21 protein-coding genes and 1 pseudogene are annotated in these 21,980 nt (G+C 64.1%); 11 read left to right on the top strand and 11 right to left on the bottom strand.

The genetic code is table 11. The features are described from left to right. A pseudogene (locus IL54_RS11705) lies at positions 1 to 657 on the top strand (hypothetical protein); the annotation flags it as partial. Positions 658 to 1,138: 481 nt separating this feature from the next. On the opposite strand, the gene IL54_RS11700 reads toward IL54_RS11705, so the two are convergent. The 6 genes from IL54_RS11700 to IL54_RS11675 all read right to left on the bottom strand — a co-directional run bounded on the left by IL54_RS11700 (position 1,139) and on the right by IL54_RS11675 (position 7,087). Beyond that, the gene (locus IL54_RS11700; protein ID WP_076605574.1) at positions 1,139 to 2,326 is read right to left on the bottom strand and encodes a replication initiator protein A; all 1,188 of its coding nucleotides are present in this window, start codon (positions 2,324 to 2,326) and stop codon (positions 1,139 to 1,141) included. Positions 2,327 to 2,481: 155 nt separating this feature from the next. Then, entirely contained in the window at positions 2,482 to 3,498 is a 1,017-nt protein-coding gene (locus IL54_RS11695; RefSeq protein ID WP_037475845.1) for a ParB/RepB/Spo0J family partition protein, read from the bottom strand. After that, positions 3,495 to 4,685, bottom strand: coding sequence for an AAA family ATPase (locus IL54_RS11690; protein ID WP_037475843.1), 1,191 nt, complete (start codon positions 4,683 to 4,685; stop codon positions 3,495 to 3,497). Before IL54_RS11690 ends, IL54_RS11695 begins: the two co-directional genes overlap by 4 nt. Before the next feature lie 435 nt (positions 4,686 to 5,120). Beyond that, a complete protein-coding gene (locus tag IL54_RS11685; protein WP_037475841.1) occupies positions 5,121 to 5,669 on the bottom strand; it encodes a nuclear transport factor 2 family protein in 549 nt (182 codons plus the stop codon). Then, a complete protein-coding gene (locus IL54_RS11680; RefSeq protein WP_037475838.1) occupies positions 5,659 to 6,540 on the bottom strand; it encodes an SDR family NAD(P)-dependent oxidoreductase in 882 nt (293 codons plus the stop codon). Before IL54_RS11680 ends, IL54_RS11685 begins: the two co-directional genes overlap by 11 nt. A gap of 13 nt (positions 6,541 to 6,553) precedes the next feature. Beyond that, the gene (locus IL54_RS11675; RefSeq protein WP_037478471.1) at positions 6,554 to 7,087 is read right to left on the bottom strand and encodes a nuclear transport factor 2 family protein; all 534 of its coding nucleotides are present in this window, start codon (positions 7,085 to 7,087) and stop codon (positions 6,554 to 6,556) included. 204 nt (positions 7,088 to 7,291) lie between these two features. Between IL54_RS11675 and IL54_RS11670 the strand changes: the two genes are divergently transcribed. Continuing rightward, the gene (locus IL54_RS11670) at positions 7,292 to 8,464 is read left to right on the top strand and encodes an FAS1-like dehydratase domain-containing protein (RefSeq protein ID WP_037475835.1); all 1,173 of its coding nucleotides are present in this window, start codon (positions 7,292 to 7,294) and stop codon (positions 8,462 to 8,464) included. A gap of 30 nt (positions 8,465 to 8,494) precedes the next feature. Here IL54_RS11670 and IL54_RS11665 read toward each other — a convergent pair whose 3' ends face one another. Both IL54_RS11665 and IL54_RS11660 read right to left on the bottom strand, forming a co-directional pair. Next, positions 8,495 to 9,547 (bottom strand): oxidoreductase, encoded by a 1,053-nt coding sequence (locus IL54_RS11665; RefSeq protein ID WP_037475832.1) that lies wholly within the window; start codon positions 9,545 to 9,547, stop codon positions 8,495 to 8,497. Next, positions 9,540 to 10,253, bottom strand: a complete 714-nt coding sequence (locus IL54_RS11660) for an arylesterase (protein WP_037475829.1) — start codon at positions 10,251 to 10,253, stop codon at positions 9,540 to 9,542. Before IL54_RS11660 ends, IL54_RS11665 begins: the two co-directional genes overlap by 8 nt. Here IL54_RS11660 and IL54_RS11655 point away from each other — a divergent pair. From IL54_RS11655 to IL54_RS11645, 3 genes are all read left to right on the top strand, one after another. Next, complete coding sequence (locus IL54_RS11655; RefSeq protein WP_037475827.1) at positions 10,252 to 10,953, top strand: ABC transporter ATP-binding protein; 702 nt, start codon at positions 10,252 to 10,254, stop codon at positions 10,951 to 10,953. The genes IL54_RS11660 and IL54_RS11655 overlap by 2 nt on opposite strands. Continuing rightward, positions 10,950 to 13,463, top strand: coding sequence for an ABC transporter permease (locus tag IL54_RS11650; protein ID WP_037475825.1), 2,514 nt, complete (start codon positions 10,950 to 10,952; stop codon positions 13,461 to 13,463). The genes IL54_RS11655 and IL54_RS11650 overlap by 4 nt, the downstream gene beginning before the upstream one ends. A gap of 116 nt (positions 13,464 to 13,579) precedes the next feature. After that, positions 13,580 to 14,287 carry a cupin domain-containing protein gene (locus IL54_RS11645; RefSeq protein ID WP_037475823.1) on the top strand — a complete coding sequence of 236 codons (708 nt, stop codon included), beginning with the start codon at positions 13,580 to 13,582 and terminating at the stop codon, positions 14,285 to 14,287. Positions 14,288 to 14,367: 80 nt separating this feature from the next. Here IL54_RS11645 and copD read toward each other — a convergent pair whose 3' ends face one another. After that, entirely contained in the window at positions 14,368 to 15,204 is an 837-nt protein-coding gene (gene copD / locus IL54_RS11640; RefSeq protein WP_052027777.1) for a copper homeostasis membrane protein CopD, read from the bottom strand. A gap of 18 nt (positions 15,205 to 15,222) precedes the next feature. After that, positions 15,223 to 15,600, bottom strand: a complete 378-nt coding sequence (copC, locus tag IL54_RS11635) for a copper homeostasis periplasmic binding protein CopC (RefSeq protein ID WP_037475817.1) — start codon at positions 15,598 to 15,600, stop codon at positions 15,223 to 15,225. Positions 15,601 to 15,888: 288 nt separating this feature from the next. Here copC and IL54_RS11630 point away from each other — a divergent pair, with 288 nt between their 5' ends. The 6 genes from IL54_RS11630 (at position 15,889) to IL54_RS11605 (ending at position 20,810) form a co-directional block, all read left to right on the top strand. Next, entirely contained in the window at positions 15,889 to 16,149 is a 261-nt protein-coding gene (locus IL54_RS11630; RefSeq protein WP_037475815.1) for a hypothetical protein, read from the top strand. Further along, complete coding sequence (locus tag IL54_RS11625) at positions 16,146 to 16,583, top strand: periplasmic heavy metal sensor (protein WP_037475812.1); 438 nt, start codon at positions 16,146 to 16,148, stop codon at positions 16,581 to 16,583. Before IL54_RS11630 ends, IL54_RS11625 begins: the two co-directional genes overlap by 4 nt. Continuing rightward, on the top strand, positions 16,580 to 17,143 hold the full coding sequence (locus IL54_RS11620) for an RNA polymerase sigma factor (protein WP_037475810.1): 564 nt from the start codon (positions 16,580 to 16,582) through the stop codon (positions 17,141 to 17,143). Before IL54_RS11625 ends, IL54_RS11620 begins: the two co-directional genes overlap by 4 nt. A 200-nt stretch (positions 17,144 to 17,343) precedes the next feature. After that, on the top strand, positions 17,344 to 19,083 hold the full coding sequence (locus tag IL54_RS11615; RefSeq protein WP_037475807.1) for a copper resistance system multicopper oxidase: 1,740 nt from the start codon (positions 17,344 to 17,346) through the stop codon (positions 19,081 to 19,083). Continuing rightward, positions 19,080 to 19,967: a copper resistance protein B gene (locus IL54_RS11610; RefSeq protein WP_037475805.1), complete on the top strand. Its 888-nt coding sequence runs from the start codon at positions 19,080 to 19,082 to the stop codon at positions 19,965 to 19,967. Before IL54_RS11615 ends, IL54_RS11610 begins: the two co-directional genes overlap by 4 nt. 225 nt (positions 19,968 to 20,192) lie before the next feature. Then, positions 20,193 to 20,810: a copper resistance protein B gene (locus IL54_RS11605; protein ID WP_037475803.1), complete on the top strand. Its 618-nt coding sequence runs from the start codon at positions 20,193 to 20,195 to the stop codon at positions 20,808 to 20,810. Between the two features lie 17 nt (positions 20,811 to 20,827). On the opposite strand, the gene IL54_RS11600 is transcribed toward IL54_RS11605, so the two are convergent. Beyond that, the coding region (locus tag IL54_RS11600; protein WP_237748864.1) for a M20 aminoacylase family protein at positions 20,828 to 21,980 on the bottom strand (1,153 nt) is incomplete at its 5' end.

Here is a 21,980-nt window from a genome sequence, read left to right as displayed (position 1 = left end):
CTGATGGCGATCGAACGATGGCAACGAGACGCCCGCGCCCTGCCCCCCTCCCCGCCCCTACTTCACGGTGCTGATCTGGCTCGCCTCTGGCGCCACCACGCCCCCCTGGGCCGGAGCGACTTGGTGGCGAGTCTGTTGATCGGCGATCGTTGGGGTCCAGGGCGATGGGATGGCTCGGCCGGAGGGATGACGGCGATGGGCCTTGAGCGCAGCCACGCCCCTTGGCTACTGGCTCAGGGTGATGAATTGTCGCTGCTTTGGTTGAAGGCGATTGCCGCCGGTGCGCAGGTCCAGCTTGATCTGGAGATGCGGCTAAGGAGCTATGCGAAGCGCGCGATGGGCCATGTTGCCGGACGGCGGCGTCCGGGGAAATTGAAGGATGTGCTGCTGCTCGCCATGGCACGACCGCGTCTGACCAGTCGGCAGGTCGCCGCCGCGCTGGGCCTGACATCGGCAGGTGCGATCAAGCTGTTGACGATTGCCTCCGATCTTGGACTGCTGATCGAACAATCTGGTCAAGCAAGCTATCGCAGCTACGCAATACCCGTTTCTCTATCTTACAACCCCCTGCCCTCCTCCACCCAGCCCCAAGATTGGCATGAGGATGAATTTTGGTCGGGCGATGGGAAAAATGAAACCTCGCCAGAAGCCTTCTGAGCGCCAACAAGGCCGCGCTAGGTGTCAATCTATGCCGATGAAGCTGTGGCGCCCCAGATGCCTCCTACGGCCAATTTTCGCAATTTCTCTTTTTGTTCTGCTGAGTCAGTTGGCAAATTTCATAGGGGACTGGTGGGGGAGGCATCACCCGATGCGCGAGCGCGTGATTCTAAAAACACGTTTGCTGCATCGTGCAGCCTGCACTAACGACCGGGCGGGCCGGATAGACCAAGGCCCATATGGCTTCACTAGTTTGGAGCGATCGTCATCTTGCTATGCGACGTGTTTTCAGAATCATCGCGATAAAGCGCTTGCGACCCGAAAGGTTTGAAAGCCGATCTGCCTAAGTCACGCAATTGCGCGGTCTTTGACATGGTTGCCGAACGATACGGGCGAATGCCGACAGATCGGCCACCAGTTTTATGAAATTTCGAAAACACGTCGAAGGTCGATAGGGAAGGGCGCTAGCCGCCGTCTTCCATCAAAGCCGATATTTATTCCGGCGATGATGCTCCTTCACGAAGCCATAGAAACGCTTGGAATAGTTGCGCGGCAGTTCGGCGGGATTTTCGCCAAGAAAGGCGTCGAACCGCCGCATCAGTTCGTCATAGTCCCAACCCGGAAAATCAGCCCGAATGGCCGCGTAAATGTCTGGATCGAGCATCTTGCTGACGCTGGAACTGCGGGCAGGGGAGGGGGCTCGCGCGCCACCTGTCGGCGCGCTGGCGCGAGCAGGGCGGTCGGCAACCCGCATGCCTTCCGACACACGAGAGATCAGCCCAAGCGCGAGGCCGGCGTCGACCATATCATCCTTCGCACTGGCCACACTCGCAGGCGCTTTGCGTTTGCGGCCGGGCTGTTCGGCAAGGTGGCGACGCATGACCATCTTCATCTTCGGTCGTGCGCTATCGCCATCGATCACATCCAAGCTGATATCGGGCAGGTCATTGTCCTTAGCCAGCTCCAGCAGCTTGCGCTTGAACACGGGATAGCTGCTCTCGCTACCGCTTTTCTGGTGGAGGGTTTCAAAACCGATGGTGAAGCCCTCGGCACCATTGCCGCCCGCATGTTTGCGCGACGCGCGATAGAGCCATTTGCCAAGGCCGCTCGTAATTTCGAAATAGAGCGGGGAGATGGACAGGATATTGCGCTTGTCCATCACGCCATCGAAAAACCATTTCGACAGGGTGATCTCCATGCCAAGCGACCGTTGGGTCCGCTCGTCCACCAGATGGGTGTAGCTGTCGATCCAGGAGAAGGTCGTCTCCCGGCTTTTGGCGCTGGCGCGGATGTTGGTCTTGATCGTGGTAGCCTGCAGCCGATCGAGCGCACTCACCAAACGCTCATAGGCACGCCCGCTGGTGCCCCAGCATATGCGTTTGAGCAGATCGCCAGGCTGGATGCGAATGACCGGCGACAATTCATTCTGCCCCCGCTCGCGCAATTCATTCAAATGGGACGCGAGGTAGATCATGATGTCCGCGTCCCAGATCGTCGCCATGCCATAGGTGGGATTGGCGGAGACATGGACGGTTACCGACTTGTCGGGACTGATATATTCGATGGGTTTCAAGCGCCTGCGCTTCGACAGGCTGAAGAAGGGCCGCTGCATCGTCTCCTGATAATCGCGCAGCGAAATATCGCTGAAATCAGGCAGGGTGAAGAACATTTCGAACTGGACCTTGCGCTCTTTCAGCGCCGTCTTGAGTTCGCCCTCCTGTTCCACCACGATGATCCCATTTGCCTTCCCCCCAGGGGGAAAATCAATATAACAATATGAAATATAACGATAATATAGCTATTCTTAGCTTTTCACACCCACACCTAGCGCCGCTTGGCCGTGCAGATCTTCGCCCGTTCGATGATGGGGCGCAGCGCCGCCAATATCTCGTCCACCGACAAGTCCGATGGCGACAGGGACAGCGTCAATATCTTCTGCTGATCCTTTTCCACCTGACCGATCGCAGCACCAACGGGGCTTTCAATCGCGGCTTTCTGGACACGGCCCTTGGCAACCATGGCCTTGAGCAAGCGGGCCATGACCTCCGGCCCGACAATTGGCTGCTCATCCCCGGATCGGCGAAAACTCTGTTCGGACGCGATCTGCTCAGCCGCCGCCTCCAGCTTCGCGCGCGAAGCTGGATCGCGCAGCAACGGCAACAACTTCTCGGCATATTTCGCCTGAAGGTCCATCGGCGAATGAAAGGCGCTGACAAGGGCAGGGGGGATTTCGGTCAGCGCAATATACCGCGATAGCTGCGACTTCGAAATCTTGAGCCGCTCGGCCATGCGCAATTGCACGCCGCCATAGAAATTATCGACCGCCGCCTTATAGTTCATGCCGCGCTCAAGGTCGGAAATATCCTCGCGCTCGCGATTCTCGATGTCCGCCAGCCGGAACGCGGCCTCATCGTCCAGATCCTCGATAATCGCGATCAGTTCGATGTCGGGATAATGGTTCGCGTTGAGCCAGGCGATCGCCCAGTGCCGCCGCGTTCCCGTGACCAGTTCATAAGGCAGTTCGGCATTGGGCGTGCGGCGGACTACCGCGGGCACGCGATTGCTGCCTTCGGCTAGGATCGAATCGATCAGGCTGCGCAAACGATGCTCGTCCAGCATCGAATAGTCGCGCGCATTGCCCGGCCAGACCGAACATTCAGACGGCTTCAACCGGATCGTCGGCCGCTTGACGATCCGCGCCGCCTCACCAAAGGCTTCCAGCCGCTTGTTGGTGAAATTGGTGCGCGGCGCTGCCGGACTTGGCTCGGCCGTGGCCGGGGGAGGGGCCGGATCGTTCAGCGCCGATGCCAAAGCTTCGCTGATGAGGGAACGACGGCTCATGCCGCCACGCCCACGCTAGAGTCAGCGGTCAGGCTGGTGGATGGCCATTGCTGGCGGATCTGCTGTTCAACCTCGGCAAAGACCGCGTCCAGATTGTCGCGGCAGCGCGTATAGGTCTGGTGCGACGCGGAGGGCTTGGATTCATAGATGGACCGAAACGCCTGGGTCGCATTCTTGATTTCCTCGGACGCGAGGATGGGTTGTCCCAGCAGCAATCCCGCATAGGTCGCCTGCATGATCCGCCACATGTCATTTTCGCCCGGCTTGCTCGGCGAGAAGGCGGAACAGACGACGCGGATGAAACCATAATCGACCGGCGTGCCATTTTCTTCGAGAATTTCGATATTGTCGGCGATCGTATCCATGAAATGGATGGTCGACAGATAATCGAGCTGCCGCGCGGGGACCGGGATCAACAGGCCAGTGGCCGCCGCCATCACGTTGAGGCCCAGGAAGCCCATCGCTGGCGGCGGATCGAGCAGGATCACGTCGAAATCCTTGGTCACGCTGGCGATGCCGATGCGCAGCGCCTGCAAACCCTCACGCACAGCCTGCCCGCCCTCGCGCAGGGTCGCGGTCAGATCCCATTCGGCATCCTGCAGGCCCAGGCTCGACGGCACGATCTTGATCGTGGGCCAGGGCGTATCGCGGATGGTCTGCGAAAAGTCGCTGAAGGTGCTCCGCGGCGACAGGAACGCGCCCAATGTCTGTTCGTCGTCGATCAGCGTTTCAGGCTGAATGTCGAACATGGTCGTCGTCGACGCCTGCGGATCGCAATCGATCACCAGCACGCGATAGCCATGCAACGCCAGATAATCGGCGAGATGCTTGGTGATCGTGCTCTTGCCGACCCCGCCTTTGAAATTCTGCACCGCCAGCACGACGGCATCCTCATCGGGTTGCTTGCCGACATGGATGCCCAGCGCCTCGCGGATATGGGTCAGGTCTTCGAGTGTGTAGTAGCGGCGGCCATTGGCCTGCTGCTTGGGCTGGGGCAGGCGCCCTTTGGCCTCCGCCTTGGCTAGCGCTTCGGGTGTCCGGCCGATCAGTTCGGCGGCGACGGTCGGGCCAAAACTGATATCGAGCGTCTTGTGATTGTCCGGCCGGAACACGATCGTCTTGATGTGATCGCGCATTTGCTGGCAAGCGGTGGTGACGTTCCGCAATGTGTTGACCGTAAACGACATGATGCCCCTCAGCGCCGAATCACGACTGTTGAAAATGGTTGGCGTTTAATGCCTTCATTTTCGCGTCAAAGTCAAACCGTAGCAGATGACTGTTGGGAATTGCCACTTGCGGCGTTGCGATAGCCTCAAACGACAACCTTTGCAGTGTCGCGCATCGGAAGGGTCTAGAGCCCTCTGATAGCCCTTCAACCTCTATCCATGCGCTGCGCGTGGTCTGGATAGCAAACCTGCCCCCCATTCGCCGGTCAATCGGCTTAGGGGATTTATTCGGAGATTAGCAGAGTTAGCGCCATCGTCACGCACCTGTAACGCAACCGTCATCGCGAGTCGCAGCACGACCGATGAAACCGATCCCACGTCTGATCCAATCCGATAGCACGACCAAGCGATTCCGAAACCACGATGCATCCGCGTTGATAACACGTTGGACACCGGTCATTCAGGGACATGAGCAGGCCGGTTATTGACCAGCGGCCTCAGATAGGAAGGGTCGCTGCCGTCGCGCGCCGATACGCCATTGGCCGCGATGCCGGGCCAGTCGGCAAAGGGCAGCGGCAGGGTAGGAACCAGGCCCGACCATTCGATGATATTGGTGCGCAGCGCGATCTTCCAGTGGCCCACCCGCTTTTCCATCCGATCAAGATAGCGACCGCCCGCAACCCAATTGCTGGCATCGCGGTTGCGCCCGACAAACAGATAATAGGTTTCGACATGGGCTTGGGCACCGTCGATATCGATCGTCTGGTTCAACAGATTATGATGCGTCGCCTCCTGCCCGGCCTCGTGCAACCCTGTCGCCCAGTCATAGAGCGCCTCGGCCCCACCCACGCACGGCCCGGCCGCAATGGTCGCGTCGGAATGAAAGGCCGACAGGAACAAGGCCCGGTCGAACCGGTCCATGCCGCGGGCGAAGCGGACGATGCAGGCGGCAATATCCTGCCGATCAAGCAGCGCGTCCAGCCGCGCCATACGCTCAACGTCCATGGCCAGCCTCCGCGATTGGCCGCCAGATCGGCGATCCCCGTTCGGCGCGCAGTGACGGGATGGTCTTCCCGTCAATATCGCTAATGCCATAATCCTGCGCGACCTCGGCGGTAATGAAGGTACCGCCCGACCGCGCCATGATCGCGGGATCGGCCGCCAGCGCGGCGATGACGCGGCCCGGAAATTCAGGCGAGCAGCCGACCAGCGGGTTGGTGACGGTGCGCGCTTTCATGGCGGGGTTGGCGGCCAGATTGCGGTTGGCGCGTTCGGTAAAGGTCAGCCCTTGCCAGAGCGAGAGTGAGGCAACGCCATGGGGCTCCAGTTCGATCGCCATGTCCCGCGCCATCCGGTCGACTGCCGATTTGGCCGTGCCGAATATCGTGCCATAGGTATAGGTGACGCCGACATAGCCCGAAATCGCGACGATCAACCCCGACCGCTGCGGCGTCATGATCTTCGCCGCATGCCAGGCTGCGGTGAAATTGGATCGGACCCCCACATCCACCATCTGCCAGTTGGACAGCGGCTTTTCCCAGAAGGGCAGGGGGGTGGTCAGGTCTTCGGGCAAGGCGAAGGCGTTGTTGACGAGAATGTCGAGCCGACCCTGTTCCTGCACAACCCGCTCGAACAGCGCCGCCACCTGCACGTCGTCGCCATGATCGACCGCGACCGCTATGCCCCGCCCGCCGCGCGCCTCGCACTGCGCCGCGGTCTCGCCGACCGTGCCGGGCAGGTCATGCACGCCGGGCGTGACCGTGCGCCCGGTCACATAAACGGTCGCGCCTTGCTCGGCGAGCGCAAGCGCGATCCCCTTGCCGATCCCCCGGCTTGCGCCGGTTACTACGGCCACCTTGCCTGTCAATTGTCCCATCACCTGTCTGTCCTCAATCGGCTTGCGCGAAAAATATGGCGCTGAAATCGCCTGCCACCCGGCCAGTGAAATGCGGCGCGCTGAACGGCATTCCCATCAATCCTTGCGACCAGTCGGCGGCCGCGCCTGCATCCTGAAACCAGTCATAGACCATGGTCCGTTTCGCGATCCGCCAGACACCCGTCCGTCGCGCCATCGCGTCGAGATAGCGTCCGCCAAGCCACATATCGCGCGCGCCTTCGCCCGCATCGATCCGGTGATAGGCGCTGACATGGGTTTCGACTTTCGCCAGATCGCCGTCGATCTGCATCAGGCTTTGCCCCAACATATGCTGGGTCGCGGCGATCGCGTCGGACCCCGGCACCACCCAGGCGAGATAGGCGTCGAAATCACCCGCAAAAATTCCATAATCGACCGTCGCATCGGACCAGAAACTGCTGCGGATCAGGTCCGCATCGCGCCGGTCCTCGCCCCGCGCCAGCCGCGCAAGGCAATCGCCTATCGCCATCCGGTCGGCCAGTGGCCGCCAGGCTTCGCCATCAGCCATGGCTCCATTCTCCCTCATTCCAGCGATTGCCATGGACCCGATATGGACGGCTTCGCGCCCGCTCGACAGCAGCGCGCCCGGATATCGGCCCGGCGATAACCCCGCCATCGGTCGGCCAAGCCGGTTTTCCATCGCTGCCTGCGCGTGCATCATTAGGGCGTGCCCCTGCTCAGGAAGGGGCGGATCATGAGCAGGAGAGACAGTGTGAGCAGCCCGACGCTAGATTGTTCGGATATCGACCAATATCTGGGCAAGCCGATCCAGCCCGCCCGCATGGTGGAGCCGATCGCCAATAACGACATCCGCCGCTGGGTGCAGGCGATGCACTATCCCAACCGCCTCCATTATGATGCGGGCTATGCCGCGCAAAGCCGCTGGGGCGGGCTGGTCGCGCCGCAGAGCTTTGCCGTGACGATGGATTGCGGCCATGGCTCCGCACCCGCCTGCGTCGGTGGCATCCCCAACAGCCATCTGTTGTTCGGCGGTGACGAATGGTGGTTCTATGGTCCGCGCATGCAGGGTGGCGACCGCATTTGGAACGAGCGGATTCCCTTCGACTATACCGTCAAGGATACCAAATTCGCTGGCCCCACCTGTTTCCAGCGCGGCGACAATTTCTATTATAATCAGGCTGGCGACCTGATCTGTAAGCAGAGGTCGACCACGATCCGCTACAATCAGGAAGCGGGTAAGGATAATGCGCCGACCGATGGCTTCGATGATCCGGTGTGGACCGACGATGATCTGGAATCGCTCGAAGCGCGCAAGATGGAATGGATCCAGATGCTGCACGATCTGGGCCATGACCGGCGCTGGTGGGACGATGTCACGATCGGCGCGGCCTTGCCCGAACGGGTGATCGGCCCGCACTCGATCGTGTCCTTCACCACCGAATGGCGCGCCTATACCTTCACCCAATGGGGTGGCACCCATCGCCGTACCGACCTCGACATGGAGGCCTTGGGCTTCGTCAAGGAAATGGCGGGGCATGAAAATGATCCGGTGATGGAAGCGATCAATCCCGAATTTACTGACGGCGCCTATTTCGGCCCGTCGCGCGGACATCTCTTCCCGCGCTGGGCGCGCTTCATCGGCATGCCGCGCGGCTATGGCTATGGCGCGTCGATGGGGGCGTGGATCACCGACTATTTCGCGGGCTGGGCGGGCGAATGGGGCATGGTGCGTCATTCCGCCTGCAATTATCGCGGGCCTGCGCTGACCGGCGACATTACGGTGACGACCGGCACCATCCTCGACAAGTTCGTCGATGAGGAAGGCCGCCATATGGTGCAGCTCGATTGTCGCTTGATGAACCAGGCAGGCGTCACGCTGGCAACCGCCAAGGCCGAAGTCGAATTGCCCAAAAAGCCAGCCTGATCGGATCGACCCTCCCCGACAAGGGGAGGGTCAAGCGGGTAGCGGGAGCGCCACCTGCCTGCCGTCCCGTGCTGAAATCTGCGCTGCCTCCACCACTTCCTGCACCGCAACGGCGTCTTCCAGCGTCACGGGAAGGGGGGTGCCCGACAGGATCGCCGCCGCCATCTGCACATAATAATCCTGCTGACAGCCCGCGAGCGCAGGCCGCACGGTCCTGCCGCCTTGCCTGTCAAAGATGACAAGCGGATCATCATCCGCCCCCCAGCCCGGATCGCCGGGGCGCAATCCGGCTACGAGTTGCGCTTCCTGTTGGTCGAGCCGCGTCTTGACCAGCGTACCCTTTTGCCCGTGCAACAGGAAGCGCGGACTGCCGCCGGACTCACCGGCAGGTGCGCTCATGCTGGCGTGCAATATGACCCGCATCCCGGCATAGCGCAGAACGACATGCGCCCAGTCGTCCGATGGCGATCCATCCCGCAAGGCGGCAATGTCGGCGCTCACGCCATCGGGTCGCCCGAACAAGGCCAGCGCCTGATCGACCAGATGTGGCCCCAAGTCGAACCATATGCCCGACCCATCCGACCCATCCTCCCGCCATCGATCGCGCACTTCCGGCCTGAAACGGTCGAAATGCGATTCGAAATGGGTAATGCGCCCGACCACGCCTTCGGCAATGGCCGCGCGGATGCTCAGGAAATTGCTATCGAACCGGCGATTGTGGAAAACCGCCAGCAATTTCCCGCATTCCCCTGCCAAGGCGGCCAGATCGCGCGCCTGTTGCAGCGACAGCGCGAATGGCTTGTCCACCACGACATGCTTGCCCGCGCGCAACGCCTCCGCCGCCAGTTGCGCATGGGTCGCGCTGGGCGTCGCGATCACCACCAGGTCGATGGCGGGGTCGGCGAAAATCTCGGCCGGTGTCGCGACGCACGCAATGGCCGGGTCCAGGGCCGCAACCTCGTCCACCCGGCTGGTACTGATGGTCGTCAACCGCATGGCCGGAACGGCGCGCAACAACGGCGCATGAAAGACGCGACCCGCCAGGCCATAGCCGACCAGTCCGACCCGGATCACATCAGTCACGCAAGGCCCCTTCGACGATCGGCGTCAGCTTGCCGACGATCACTTCCACCCCCTTGTCATTGGGATGAATGCCATCAGGCAATTGCAGTGCCCGGTCGCCAATCACCCCGTCCAGCATGAAGGGATAGAGCGTGGCGTCATATTTCGTCGCCAGCGTCGGGAAGATCGGGTTGAAGGCGGCGGCATAGTCCGGCCCCATATTGGGGGAGGCAAGCATCCCGGTCAGCAGCACCGGAATGTCGCGCTTCTTCAACTCGGCGAGGATCGCATCCAGATTGTCGCGCGTCGTTTCGGGACTCAATCCGCGCAGCATGTCATTGCCGCCAAGGCCCACCAGCATAAGGTCCGGCTTGCGCGCCAGCCCGTCGAGCGTGAAAGCCAGCCGCGCCAGACCTGCCGCGCTGGTATCGCCCGACACCCCGGCATTGACCACCTGCGCCTTCATGCCGCGTGCTGCCAAAGCCTGCTCCAGCATCGGGGCCAGCCCCTTGCCCTGGTTCAGATTATAGCCAGCATAAAGGCTGTCGCCGAACGCCACCACCAGCTTGCCATCGCCCACCGGTGTAGCACTGGGCGCAGCCTGCGCGCTGTTGGCGACCGGGGGCGGCGGCGGCGTGCTGTCCGAACAGGCGCTCGCCAGTTGGACAATCAGCGCCAACGCCCCATATTGCGATAATCTGCCCGCCAAGGAGCGCTCCTTCTTCATGCATATGCCTATCGATCCCGCCACTATCGCGATCCGCGCGCAGAATGTCACCCTCTCGCTCGGCACGCGCGACGCGCCGGTCGAGATATTGAAGGGCGTCGATCTCACCCTGTTGCGCGGCGAGAGCATTGCAATCCTGGGCGCATCGGGATCGGGCAAAAGCTCGCTGATGGCGGTGCTGTGCGGCCTCGAACGCGCGACCGGCGGCGATGTGCATATTGGCGGCGTCGATTTCGGCGCGCTGGATGAGGACGCCCTGGCCCGCGCCCGGCGCGGCCGCATCGGCATCGTGCTGCAAAGCTTCCACCTGCTCCCGACCATGACGGCGCTGGAGAATGTCGCCGTGCCGCTCGAACTGGCGGGCGTGTCCGACGCCTTCGCCCGCGCCGCCGATGAATTGCGCGCGGTGGGGCTTGGTCACCGGATCGATCATTATCCATCGCAATTGTCAGGCGGCGAGCAGCAGCGCGTCGCCATCGCCCGCGCCGTTGCGCCGCGCCCGACCATCTTGTTCGCTGACGAACCCACCGGCAATCTCGACGCAACCACTGGCGTCACCATCATGGACCTGCTGTTCGATCGCCAGCGCGCGGCAGGCGCGACGCTCGTCATCATCACCCATGATCCGGCGCTCGCCGACCGCTGCGGTCGGATCATCGAAATGCGCGATGGCCAGATCGTTTCGGATCGCGCCGCGTGAGCGCGCTGGATTGGGCGGCGAGCTGGCGCATCGCCCGGCGCGATCTCCTCGGCCGGTTCCGGGGGCTACGCCTGCTCTTCCTCTGCCTGTTCCTCGGCGTGGCCACGCTGGCCGCGATCGGCAGCCTGACGTCGGCGATCACGCAGGAACTAAGTCAGCGCGGGCAGGTGCTGCTCGGCGGTGACGTCGAAATCGCCATGACCCAGCGCGAAGCGGGGGAGGGCGACAAGGCCGCCTTTCGCCGTCTCGGTCGCCTGAGCGAAACCATCCGCCTGCGCACCATGGCGCGGGGCGAGCGGCCGGACTCGGCGGCGGTGCTGACCGAACTCAAGGGCGTGGACAGCGCCTATCCGCTCTATGGCACGCTGGCCCTGCAAGGCGGCACCTATCGCGCGCCGCTTGGTCCCGACCGCATTCTCATCGGCCCGGCGCTCGCCGACCGGCTGAGCGTCAAGCCCGGCGACCGGCTGGTCTATGGCACCGCCACCTTCACCATCGCCGACATTATCGCCGACGAACCCGACCGGCTGGGCGAAGGCTTCACCCTCGGCCCGGTGGCGATCGTCTCGCTGGAAGGCTTGCGCCGCACTGGCCTGATCCAGCCTGGCAGCCTCTATGACAGCAAATATCGCCTTCGCCTGGCCCCTGGGGCCGACGCGCAGGCGGTGCGCGAGGATCTGGAGAAACGTTACGCTTCAGCCGGATGGGAATATAAGGACCGCGATTGCGCCGCGCCCGGCGCCAGCCGCTTCATCGTTCGCATGGGCCAATTTCTTTCGCTCATCGGCCTCGCCGCGCTGGTGATCGCAGGCATCGGCGTCAGCAACGGCGTCGCCTCCTATCTCGCGCTCAAGCGCCCCGGCATCGCGACCTTCAAGGTGCTGGGCGCGACCTCCAGCGACATTGCGCGCATCTATCTGCTCCAGATTGGCTGCGTCGCGTTGCTCGGTATTGCCTGCGGCCTGATCGTTGGCGCGCTCCTCCCGCCTGCCATCGTTGCGCTGGCGGGGGATGTGCTGCCGGTCAGCCCCGGCTTCCGGCTCCATGCCTTGCCGCTCGTCACCAGCGCGGCCTATGGCCTGCTGATCGCCTTCCTCTTCACCCTGCCGCCGCTCGCCCGCGCCCGGACTCAGCCGGCCGCGCTTCTCTTCCGTGGCGTGGTCGATGCGCGCCATGGCATCGACCGACGCAGCCTGATCGCGATGACGGCGGCAGGCGCGCTGTTGGTGGCGCTGGCGCTCGGCACCGCGCGCGATCCGCTCTTTTCCGCCGCTGTTCTCGGCGCGACCGCCGCCGTCCTGCTCCTGTTGCTCGGCATCGGCTGGGGCGTGCGCCAGCTCGCCCTGCGCGCGCCGCGCCCGCGACGGCCGTTGCTCCGGCTCGCGCTCGCCAATCTCCACCGCCCCGGCGCGCAGACCGCCGCGCTGATCGTCGCGCTCGGCCTCGCACTCACCTTGTTCGTGACGCTGGCCGGCATCCAGACCAGCCTCGACAGCGAAATCCGCAACGTCGTGCCCAAGACGGCACCGGCCCAGTTCGTCCTCGACATCCCATCGGGGGAGGGGGACCGCTTCCAGACGATCGTGCGCAGCCAAGCCCCCGACGCGCAGTTCAACATCGTCCCGGCGCTGCGCGGCACCATCGTCGCCTATGGCAATCAGCGCGTCACGGACCTGAAGGAACTGCCCGACGGCGCCTGGTTCCTGCGCGGCGAGCGCGGCATCACCTACAGCAAGACACTGCCCGAAGGCAGCGAACTGGTCGAGGGACAATGGTGGGCACCCGATTATGCCGGGCCGCCGCTCGTCTCGTTCGATGCGGAGGCGGCCAAGACGCTCGGCATCGGCGTTGGCGACACGCTGACCGTTAGCCTGCTGGGGCGGGAAATCACCGCGCGCATCACTTCCCTGCGCAAGATCAATTGGGAGACGATGGGCTTCAACTATATCATGGTCTTTTCGCCCGGCACCGTGTCCGCCGCGCCGCATAGCCTGGCCGCGACCATCACCATGGACCCGCGCCAGGACAATCAGGTCACGCGCGCCCTGCTCGCTGCCTTCCCCGGCGTCTCGGTGATCGCGGTGGGCGAGGTGATCGAGCAGGTCGGCGCGATCATGACGCAAATGTCCGCCGCCATCGTCGCGGCCGCCTCGGTTGCGATCCTCGCCGGGATCGCGGTGCTGGTGGGCGCCATCGCCGCCTCGCGCCAGGCGCGCAGCTATGACAGCGTGATATTGAAGACGCTCGGCGCAACCCGCTGGCAGATATTGGGCGGCCAAGCGCTCGAATATGGCCTGCTCGCCATGATGCTGGCGCAGGTCGCACTGGCGTTCGGGTTGGGCGCGGCCTGGTTCGTCATCGTCCAGATTTTCGATTTCACCTGGTCGCCCGACTGGCTGGTTGTCCTCGCGACACTGGGCGGCGGCGCGTTGCTGACGCTTGGCATTGGCCTCGCCGGATCGATCCCCTTGCTGTCGGTGCGCCCGGCCACCGCGCTGCGGCAGCTTTGAACGTCCCACGCCACGCAAACGGCACCAAGCGCGTTTCCGTGACGCGCGCTTGGTGCAACCTGCCGCGTGCACCGGGCTAGCTTCTTTCAAATCCGACTTTTTGAGGGATAGCCAGCATGACGACCACCCAGAACGCGACCCGCTCCTTCGTCGATCTGCGCGCCTGGGCGGCGGGCGCGCGCGTCGGGGCAGGGGAGGGCGATGCCTTCCTGTCCGCCCGCGCGCTGCTCCCCCAGCCCGAAGGTCCGGTGACGATCGGCCTCATTGCCCTGACGCAGGGCAGCGGCAAAGTCGATGCCATGCCCGCCGATGAATTCATCATCGTCGAATCCGGCACGGTGCAGATCGACCAGCGCACGCTGAACGAAGGTGACAGCATGGTCTTGTGCGAAGGCGCGACGTTCGGCTGGACCGTGGCGTCGGGCGCGCGCCTGCTGTTCGTGCGCCGCGTCGGCGGGTCACTCGCCGATGGCCAGATCATCCCGATCGACACCCGCGCCCCGCTCGAACCGTCCGGCGCGCCGCTGGCCGAATTGCTGGTCGGGCCGACGCCCTCCTGCCGCAACTTCACCGACTATCGCTCGGTCGATGGGGAGTTTGTCTGCGGCACCTGGGATTCGACCCCCTATCATCGCCGCCCGATGACCTACCGCCATTATGAACTGATGTATCTGCTCGATGGCAGCGTCACCTTCGTCGATGGCGCGGGCGCACAAGGCACGTTCGGCAAGGGCGACATCTTCCTGGTCGAACAGGGCGCCTCGTGCAGCTGGGACAGCCAGGTCCACGTCAAGAAAATCTACGCCATCTACCGCCCGGCATAACCCCACACCCCGTTCGCTTCGAGCGAAGTCGAGAAGCCCGCGCGCGCCTGTCTCGTCTTCGCTCGACACGAACGGCGGTCTTAGCCCATCGGATCAAGCGTTCCCAGCAGGGCCACAAGCGCCATTATCGCAATGGCCGCGCCCGTCTCGACCGCCAGCGACAGCCGCAATGCCCCGATGGCACCGTCGCCCCGCTCCAGCGCAGGCGTCAGCCGCCAGCGGTTGAGCGCAGCCAACCCCAGCATCGCTGCAAACAGCAGTAGCTTCGCGCCGAGCAGCCAGCCATAGCGGCTCCCCGCCAAGGCGGGTAGGTCGGCAATCCCCACGATCATCAGGCTGTTGACCACCCCGGTCACGACCAAAGTCGCGACGAACACCGTCCCCAACAGCGCAAACTTCGCCAGCATCACCGCGACCCGATCGACATTCGGCCGCCGCACAGTCACGGCATGGAGCAACGCCGCCAGCGCGCCGATCCACCCCGACGCTGCCCAGATATGCGCCACATCGGCGGCGCGGTGGATCGTCCCCGCCATAGCCTCGGTCGCGCCCGCATGGCCGGTCCAGGCGATCGTCGCCGCCGCCACCGCCGCCGGGATCAGGACCAGGCGGGTGCGCCCCGCAACGGCCAGCACCAGCGCGGCCAGCAACGCCGCCGCCCGCACTGCCAGCACCGGCCCGATCGGCGTCATCGTCAGCAAGATTTCCGCCGTCGCCCAATCGGGCGGCAACATCGGGGTGCCGGTCATGCTCGCCCCGCTCGCCAGCAGCCATAGCGCCGACAGCGCCATGCCGCCCAGCGCCAGCGCCACCAGCACCACCCGGCTCCCCGCCACGCCCATCGCCCACCAGAATAGCGGCAGGCCCATCAGCAGGGCGAGGTCGGCCATCAGGCCGAACCGGGCAAAGACCAGCATCCCCCCATCCATGACGGTTTACTTGACCTTGAAGCTGTAGCCGCCTTCCATCTTATGCTGGTCGGCCCCCACGATATGCCATTTGAGGTCATAGTCACCGGCGGGCAGAGCGCGGGGCAGGGTGACGACCATGGTCTTGCCGTCGGGCGCGAGCGCGGTCTTGAACCCCTTGATCGGCATCGGCGGATGATCGGCCATGCCCGGCATCCCGGTCATCACCAGTTCCACGCCGCTCATCGGGGCCAGGAATTTTTCCGAAAAGGTCAGCGTCAACTTGGTCGGCTTGGCCACAGTCGCATTGGCGGCGGGGCTGGACGATAGCAGCTTGCTATGCGCCAGCGCCGCGCCCGGCAGGATGGCAAGCGACAAGGCGGCGGCGATCAGGAAACGGGACATGGACTATACTCCTTGGATGATGTTCGAATGGGCCGGGTCGGAATAGAAACAACGTCCGTTCGTTTCGAGCGAAGTCGAGAAACGCAAGGGCGACGCTGGCCGCTTCTCGACTGCGCTCGAAGCGAACGGCGGAGTGTGTTTTCCACCGCGATCGCGACAAGCTCTAGGGAACATTACGCATGGACTTGCCCCACCCCTTGCCCAAGGTGCATGATTTTTTCTCGCCTCTGCATCGTGAGGGATTGGCGCGCGCCGCGCGTATGGTGCGATGAGGATGGAGTATGTGCGATGAATGATCTCGATCAATGGCTCGGCCAAGTGCGGACCATGCCGACCGACGCCCGGCTTGAGGGCCTGGACGATGCGGTGATGCAGGGCGTTGCCCGCCGCCGGGAGCAGGGCGCGGCACGGCGCAGCCTGATGCTGGCAGGCTTCCTCGCCATCGGCATCGGCTGGGCGGGCAGCATCGTGCCGGGCGCACCGGCACAGGCCGCGCCCGCACCGATCGGCATGTCGGATTATGCGCCCTCGCGCCTGCTCGGCCAATGAGCCTCAAACGCTATCTACTGGTCGCGCTGGTGGCTTTTGCCGCAGCGCTCGCGGCCGTGCTGATCGCGCGCTTCTGGCTGGCACCCCAGCCGCGCGTCGAAAGCGAAGTTCACGCCCTGCTGCACCAGCGGCTGACGCTCGACGCGGCGCAGGAACAGCGCATTCATGAACTCGAAGCCGCCTTCGCCAAGCGTCGCGAAGCGCTGGAAGCAGAAATGCGTGCCGACAATGAACGGCTCGCCGCCGCGATCGCCGCTGAACAGGGCTATGGGCCAAAGGTCGCAGCGGCCGTCGATCAAACCCATCATGTCATGGGCGCGCTGCAAAAGGAAACGCTCCAGCATATCTTCGCCATGCGCGCCGTCTTGCGTCCTGATCAGGCCGCGCAGTTCGACGCCGCCGTCGTCAAGGCGCTGACCCAGCCCGCCCGGTGATATCGCCGCCCGTCGACCTTGATGACCGGGCACTGGCCGCGCGCGCGCTGGCCGGGCATCAGGACGCCTATGCCGCGTTGATGCGGCGGCATCGCGATGCGGTCTGGCGCTTGGCCCGCAGCCATGTCGGCGATGCGGACGAAGCGCTCGACATCACGCAGGAAGTGTTCGTCGCTGCCTTCGCCGCGCTCGCCCGCTATGATGGCGCGCGCCCGTTTCGCACCTGGATCGCGCGGATCACGCTCAACAAATGCCGCGACTGGGGCCGTCGCCGCGCCGTGCGGCGCTTCTTCGCCTTTGCCCGCCCTATCGACGAAGCGGGCGAGATCGCGGACGCCGCGCCGGACCCGGAACAGGCGGCACAGTCGCAGCGCGAACTCACCCGCATCAACGCCGCCATCGCCGCCCTGCCCGCATCGCTCAAGGACGTCCTGCTGCTCCGCACGATCGAAGCGATGAGCCAGGCGGACACTGCCGCGCTGCTGGGCCTCAGTGAAAAAGCCGTAGAAACCCGCCTCTACCGCGCCCGCGCAAAATTGTCGGCCGCGCTTGGGGAATAGGGACAAGAGGAGCGCCCCAAACAATCCTCCCCCTGCGGGGGAGGGGGACCGGCGAAGCCGGTGGAGGGGTGTCACCCTATCGATAGCGCGACCCCGCTGCGTCTGGCTACGCCAGCCACCTCCCCTCCCAGGGGAGGATTTTAATGCATTACAGCGCCATATTTTTGAGGGATGACGGCGCCCCCCGCGTATGAAGGGGCATGACGCATTTGACCCTTGACCGCCGCACCCTGTTCAAGGGTGCCGCCGCCCTCAGCTTCGCCAACGCCTTCCCCGCCTGGGCGCAAAGCGGCACCCATGGCCTGGCCCCCGCGCCGGGCGTCCTGTCAGGCGAGACGATCGCGCTCACCGTGGCCGACAGCCATTTTTCGACCGGCGGCCGCTCGGCCCATGCGATCACCATCAACGGCACGCTGCCCGCGCCGCTGATCCGCCTTAAAGAAGGCCAGAATGTTCGTCTCTCCGTCACCAACAAGTTGAAGGAAGACACGTCGATCCACTGGCATGGCCTGATCCTCCCCTTTCAGATGGATGGCGTGCCCGGTGTCAGCTTCCCCGGCATCCGCCCCGGCGAAACCTTCCATTATGAATTTCCGATCAAGCAATCGGGCACCTACTGGTATCACAGCCATTCCGGCATGCAGGAAGCGATGGGCCATTATGGCCCCATCGTCATCGATCCCGCCGGCGTCGATCCGGTGCAGGCTAGCCGAGAACATGTGATCGTCCTGTCCGACTGGTCGCCGGTCCACCCGCATGTCCAGCTCAAGCGGCTCAAGCAGATGGGCGGCTATTATAATATGCAGAAACAGACGCTGGCCGATCTGCTCAAGGGCAAGAACCAGTCCTTGAAGGAGCGCGTCGAATGGGGCGCGATGCGGATGGACCCGACCGATATTTCGGACGTCACTGGCTCCACCTACAGCTTCCTCGTCAATGGCCATGGCACGGCGGAAAACTGGACCGGGCTGTTCACGCCGGGCGAGCGCGTTCGCCTGCGCATCGTCAACGCCTCGGCCATGACCAATTTCAACGTCCGCCTGCCCGGCCTGCCCATGACCGTGGTGCAATGCGATGGCCAACATGTCCAGCCGGTCGAAACCGACGAGTTCCAGATCGGCATCGCCGAAACCTATGACGTGATTGTCCAGCCCACCGACGCAACCGCCTATGCTTTGATCGCCGAAGCCATCGACCGCTCCGGCCTCGTCCGCGCGACACTCGCGCCGCAAATCGGCATGGTCGCGGCCATCCCGCCGCTGCGCACGCGCCCGCTGCTCACGATGAAGGATATGGGGATGGACATGTCCGGCATGGACATGGGGCAGGGGGGCGTCATCGACCTGTCCCAACCCGCCAACGAAAGCATGGCCGGGCACAGCATGAAAATGCTCGATCCCGCGGTCGCGCCGGACGTGCCGATGGGACCGGGCGTTGCGACCTTGTCCTCCATGCCCGCCGATCGCACCGCCGACCGGCCCACGGGGCTGGAGGATGTCGACCATCGCGTGCTGACCTATGCCGACCTGCGCGCGCTGGAGCCGAATGAGGATGTCCGCGCGCCGACCCGCTCGCTCGACATTCATCTGACCGCGAACATGGAACGCTATATGTGGTCGTTCGACGGGGTGAAGCTGTCCGACGGCGCGGAGCCGATCGCTTTCCGCCATATGGAACGGGTGCGCGTCACGCTGATCAACGACACGATGATGCCCCACCCCATCCACATCCATGGCCATTTCTTCCAGCTCATCACAGGCGAGGATGCGACCCACAACCCGCGCAAACATACGGTCAACGTGCTGCCGGGCGGCAAGATCAGCTTTGACCTGACGGCCGATGCGCTGGGCGACTGGGCCTTCCACTGCCACATGCTGATGCACATGCATGCCGGGATGATGCGCGTCGTAACTGTGCGCCATGCGGAGGAAGCGGCATGAAGCGCCTGATCGCTATTGCGTTGCTCGCCGGCAGCACGCCCGCGCTCGCCCAAATGGACCATAGCGCGCATCAGATGCCGCCCGCGCCGGAGGCATCCGCTGACCCGCACGCCGGACACAGCATGCCCGCCGCCGACGATGTGATCCCCAAAGGCGTCGCGCCGCCAGTCCCGACTGACCACGCCGCCGAAGCCTTTTACGACCCCGCCGTCATGGCCCGCGCCCGCGCCGCCATGATCCAGGAAAGCGGCGGCATGACCTTCTCGCAACTGATGGTCGACCGCCTCGAATATCGCGCGAACAAGGGCGCCAACGGCTATGCCTGGGAAGGCGAAGGCTGGATCGGCGGCGACATCAACCGCTTCGCCTTCAAGACCGAAGGGGAGGGCGAAGTCGGCGGCCCGCTCGAAAGCGCGGAAGTCCAGGCGCTCTACAGCCGGGCGATCGACCCATGGTGGAACGTGGTCGCGGGCGTTCGCCACGACATCCGGCCGCAGCCCCAGCGCAGCTATGCCACGGTCGGCATCGAAGGCCTCGCCCCCTATTGGTTCGAAGTCGAGGGCCAGGCCTTCGTCTCGACCAAGGGCGACGTCCATCTGCGCATGGAGGGCAGCTATGATCAGCGCATCACCCAGCGCCTGATCCTGCAACCCGCCGCCGAAGTGAATATCGCGGCGCAGGATGTGCCTGAACTCGGCATCGGGTCGGGCATCTCCAACATCGAGTTGGGCCTACGTTTGCGCTACGAATTTGCCCGCGAATTCGCGCCCTATGTCGGCTTCCATTGGGAACGCAAGCTCGGCGACACCGCCCGCTACGCCCGCGCCGACGGGGAAGGGGCGTCGACCGCCAGCCTCGTCATGGGCATCCGTTTCTGGTTCTGACGATCGCGGCACAAGCTGCTGTGGAGCGGCGATAATTTGTCATCCCGCCCGCTATCGCGCGCCGTTCTTCGCGCGATAGCGCCGTGACGCAGCCCTACTCTGTTCCGGATACCGAAAAACGGATCAGGGTAGATGCGGCGTTTCGCCTGTTGGGGCTTTCTTTCCTTTGCGTGCGCGCTGACCGGCGTTGCGCCTGCCGCCGCGCAGGAAACCGACCCATGAGTGGTGAGCGGCGGCTTCGACCTCATCGAATTGCGCGCGGGCCAGGGCGACGATGTTTTCTTCTGGGACGCCGCCTTTTCCTGGGGAAACAGCCGCGATCAGTTGATGCTGGTATCAGAAGGGGGCGGCGCGCTCGGCAACCAGATCGACGAAACCCAGATGCGTCTTTTCTATGGCCGGACGGTCGGCAATACGACCTGGCTGGTCGGCATGCGCAAGGATATCAAGCCGCACCCCCGCGACGCCTATGCCGCGATCGGCGTGCAGGCCATGGTCGGCACGCGGCTGAGCTGGGAGACCTATGGCTTCCTGTCGGATGACGGTCTGGTGACCGGCGAAGCGCAGTTCATCTACGCCCTGCCGATCACCCAAAATCTCTATCTCGAACCGCGCATCGCGGTCGGCTGGTCCGCCCAGGCGTCGGACAGGGATGCGGTGCGCGCGGGATTTACCGAAGCGGAAACGACATTGCGCCTGCGTTATCGGCTGAAGCCGAAACTCAATATCTACGCAGCCATCGTCCATGAACGGCTGTTGGGCGGCACCCGCGCGCTTGGCCGGTCGCAGGGGGAGGCGCTGCAATCCACCGCCGCCGTGATCGGCTTCGGCTTCAGCCTGTAGCCTTCAGCCTTTGGCGATCAGCGCGCCAGATGCCGCTCGGCCAGAGCGACATGCAGTTTGATACCCAGCGCCAGCACATCGTCATTGAAATCATAATGCGGATTGTGCAGCGGCGTGCCGCCATCACCCTTTGCCTGCCCCAGCCAGATATAGGCACCTTGGCACGCCTGCAGCATGAAGGCGAAATCCTCCGACGTGAAGGCGGGGTCGGGCGCGATCACCGCATTCCCCACCGTCGCGGCCGCGTCCAGCGCTTCCTGCGCCGCCTCAGCATCATTGATCGTCGCGGGATAATAGCGCTGATAATCGACGGTCGCGGTGACGCCATTGGCGATGCCGATGCCTGCCGCAATCTCGCGGATCGATGCTTCGATCCGGTCCTGTACCGCCGGATCAAAGGTCCGCACCGTGCCGCTGACGCGCACCTCGGCCGGAATCACATTATGCGTATGCCCGCCATGAATCTGGGTGATCGACAGCACCGCCGACGCCGTCGCCGCGATCCGGCGCGATATGATAGCGTTCAACTGCTGCACCATCGCGGCCGCCGCCTGGATCGCGTCGGGCGTATCCTGCGGGATGGCGGCGTGGCCACCACGTCCTTCCAGCACTATCTCAAACTTGTCGGCCGCGCCCATGATCGGGCCGGGCCGCGTCGCGATCGTGCCCGCCGGCAGGTCGGGCCAATTATGCAGGCCGAACACGCGGTCGCATGGGAAGCGCTCGAACAGCCCCTCGTTCACCATCTCGCGCGCGCCGCCATGCCCCTCTTCGGCGGGCTGGAAGAAGAAATTGACCGTCCCGTCGAAATTGCGGCTGCGGGTCAGATGCTGCGCTGCACCCAGCAGCATGGCGACGTGGCCGTCATGGCCGCAACCATGGAATGTGCCGGGTGTCGTGCTGGCATAGGGCAGGTTGGTCTGCTCCTGGATCGGCAGCGCATCCATGTCCGCGCGCAACCCGATGCTGCGCTCCGACGTCCCGTTGCGCAGCACACCGACCACGCCCGTCCGCCCGATCCCCTCATGCACCTCCAGCCCCAGCGCCCGCAATTGCTCGGCGATCCGCCCGGCGGTGCGATGCTCGCAAAACCCCAATTCAGGATGCGCATGAATGTCGCGGCGAAAGGCGATCAGCGGTTCGATCAGATCGGATATGTCGGTCATGGCA

Source organism: Sphingobium sp. ba1 (assembly GCF_000743655.1).
Lineage (GTDB): Bacteria > Pseudomonadota > Alphaproteobacteria > Sphingomonadales > Sphingomonadaceae > Sphingobium.
Note: the sequence above shows the minus strand (reverse complement) of the source record. Positions and strands in the feature narration are given on the sequence as shown.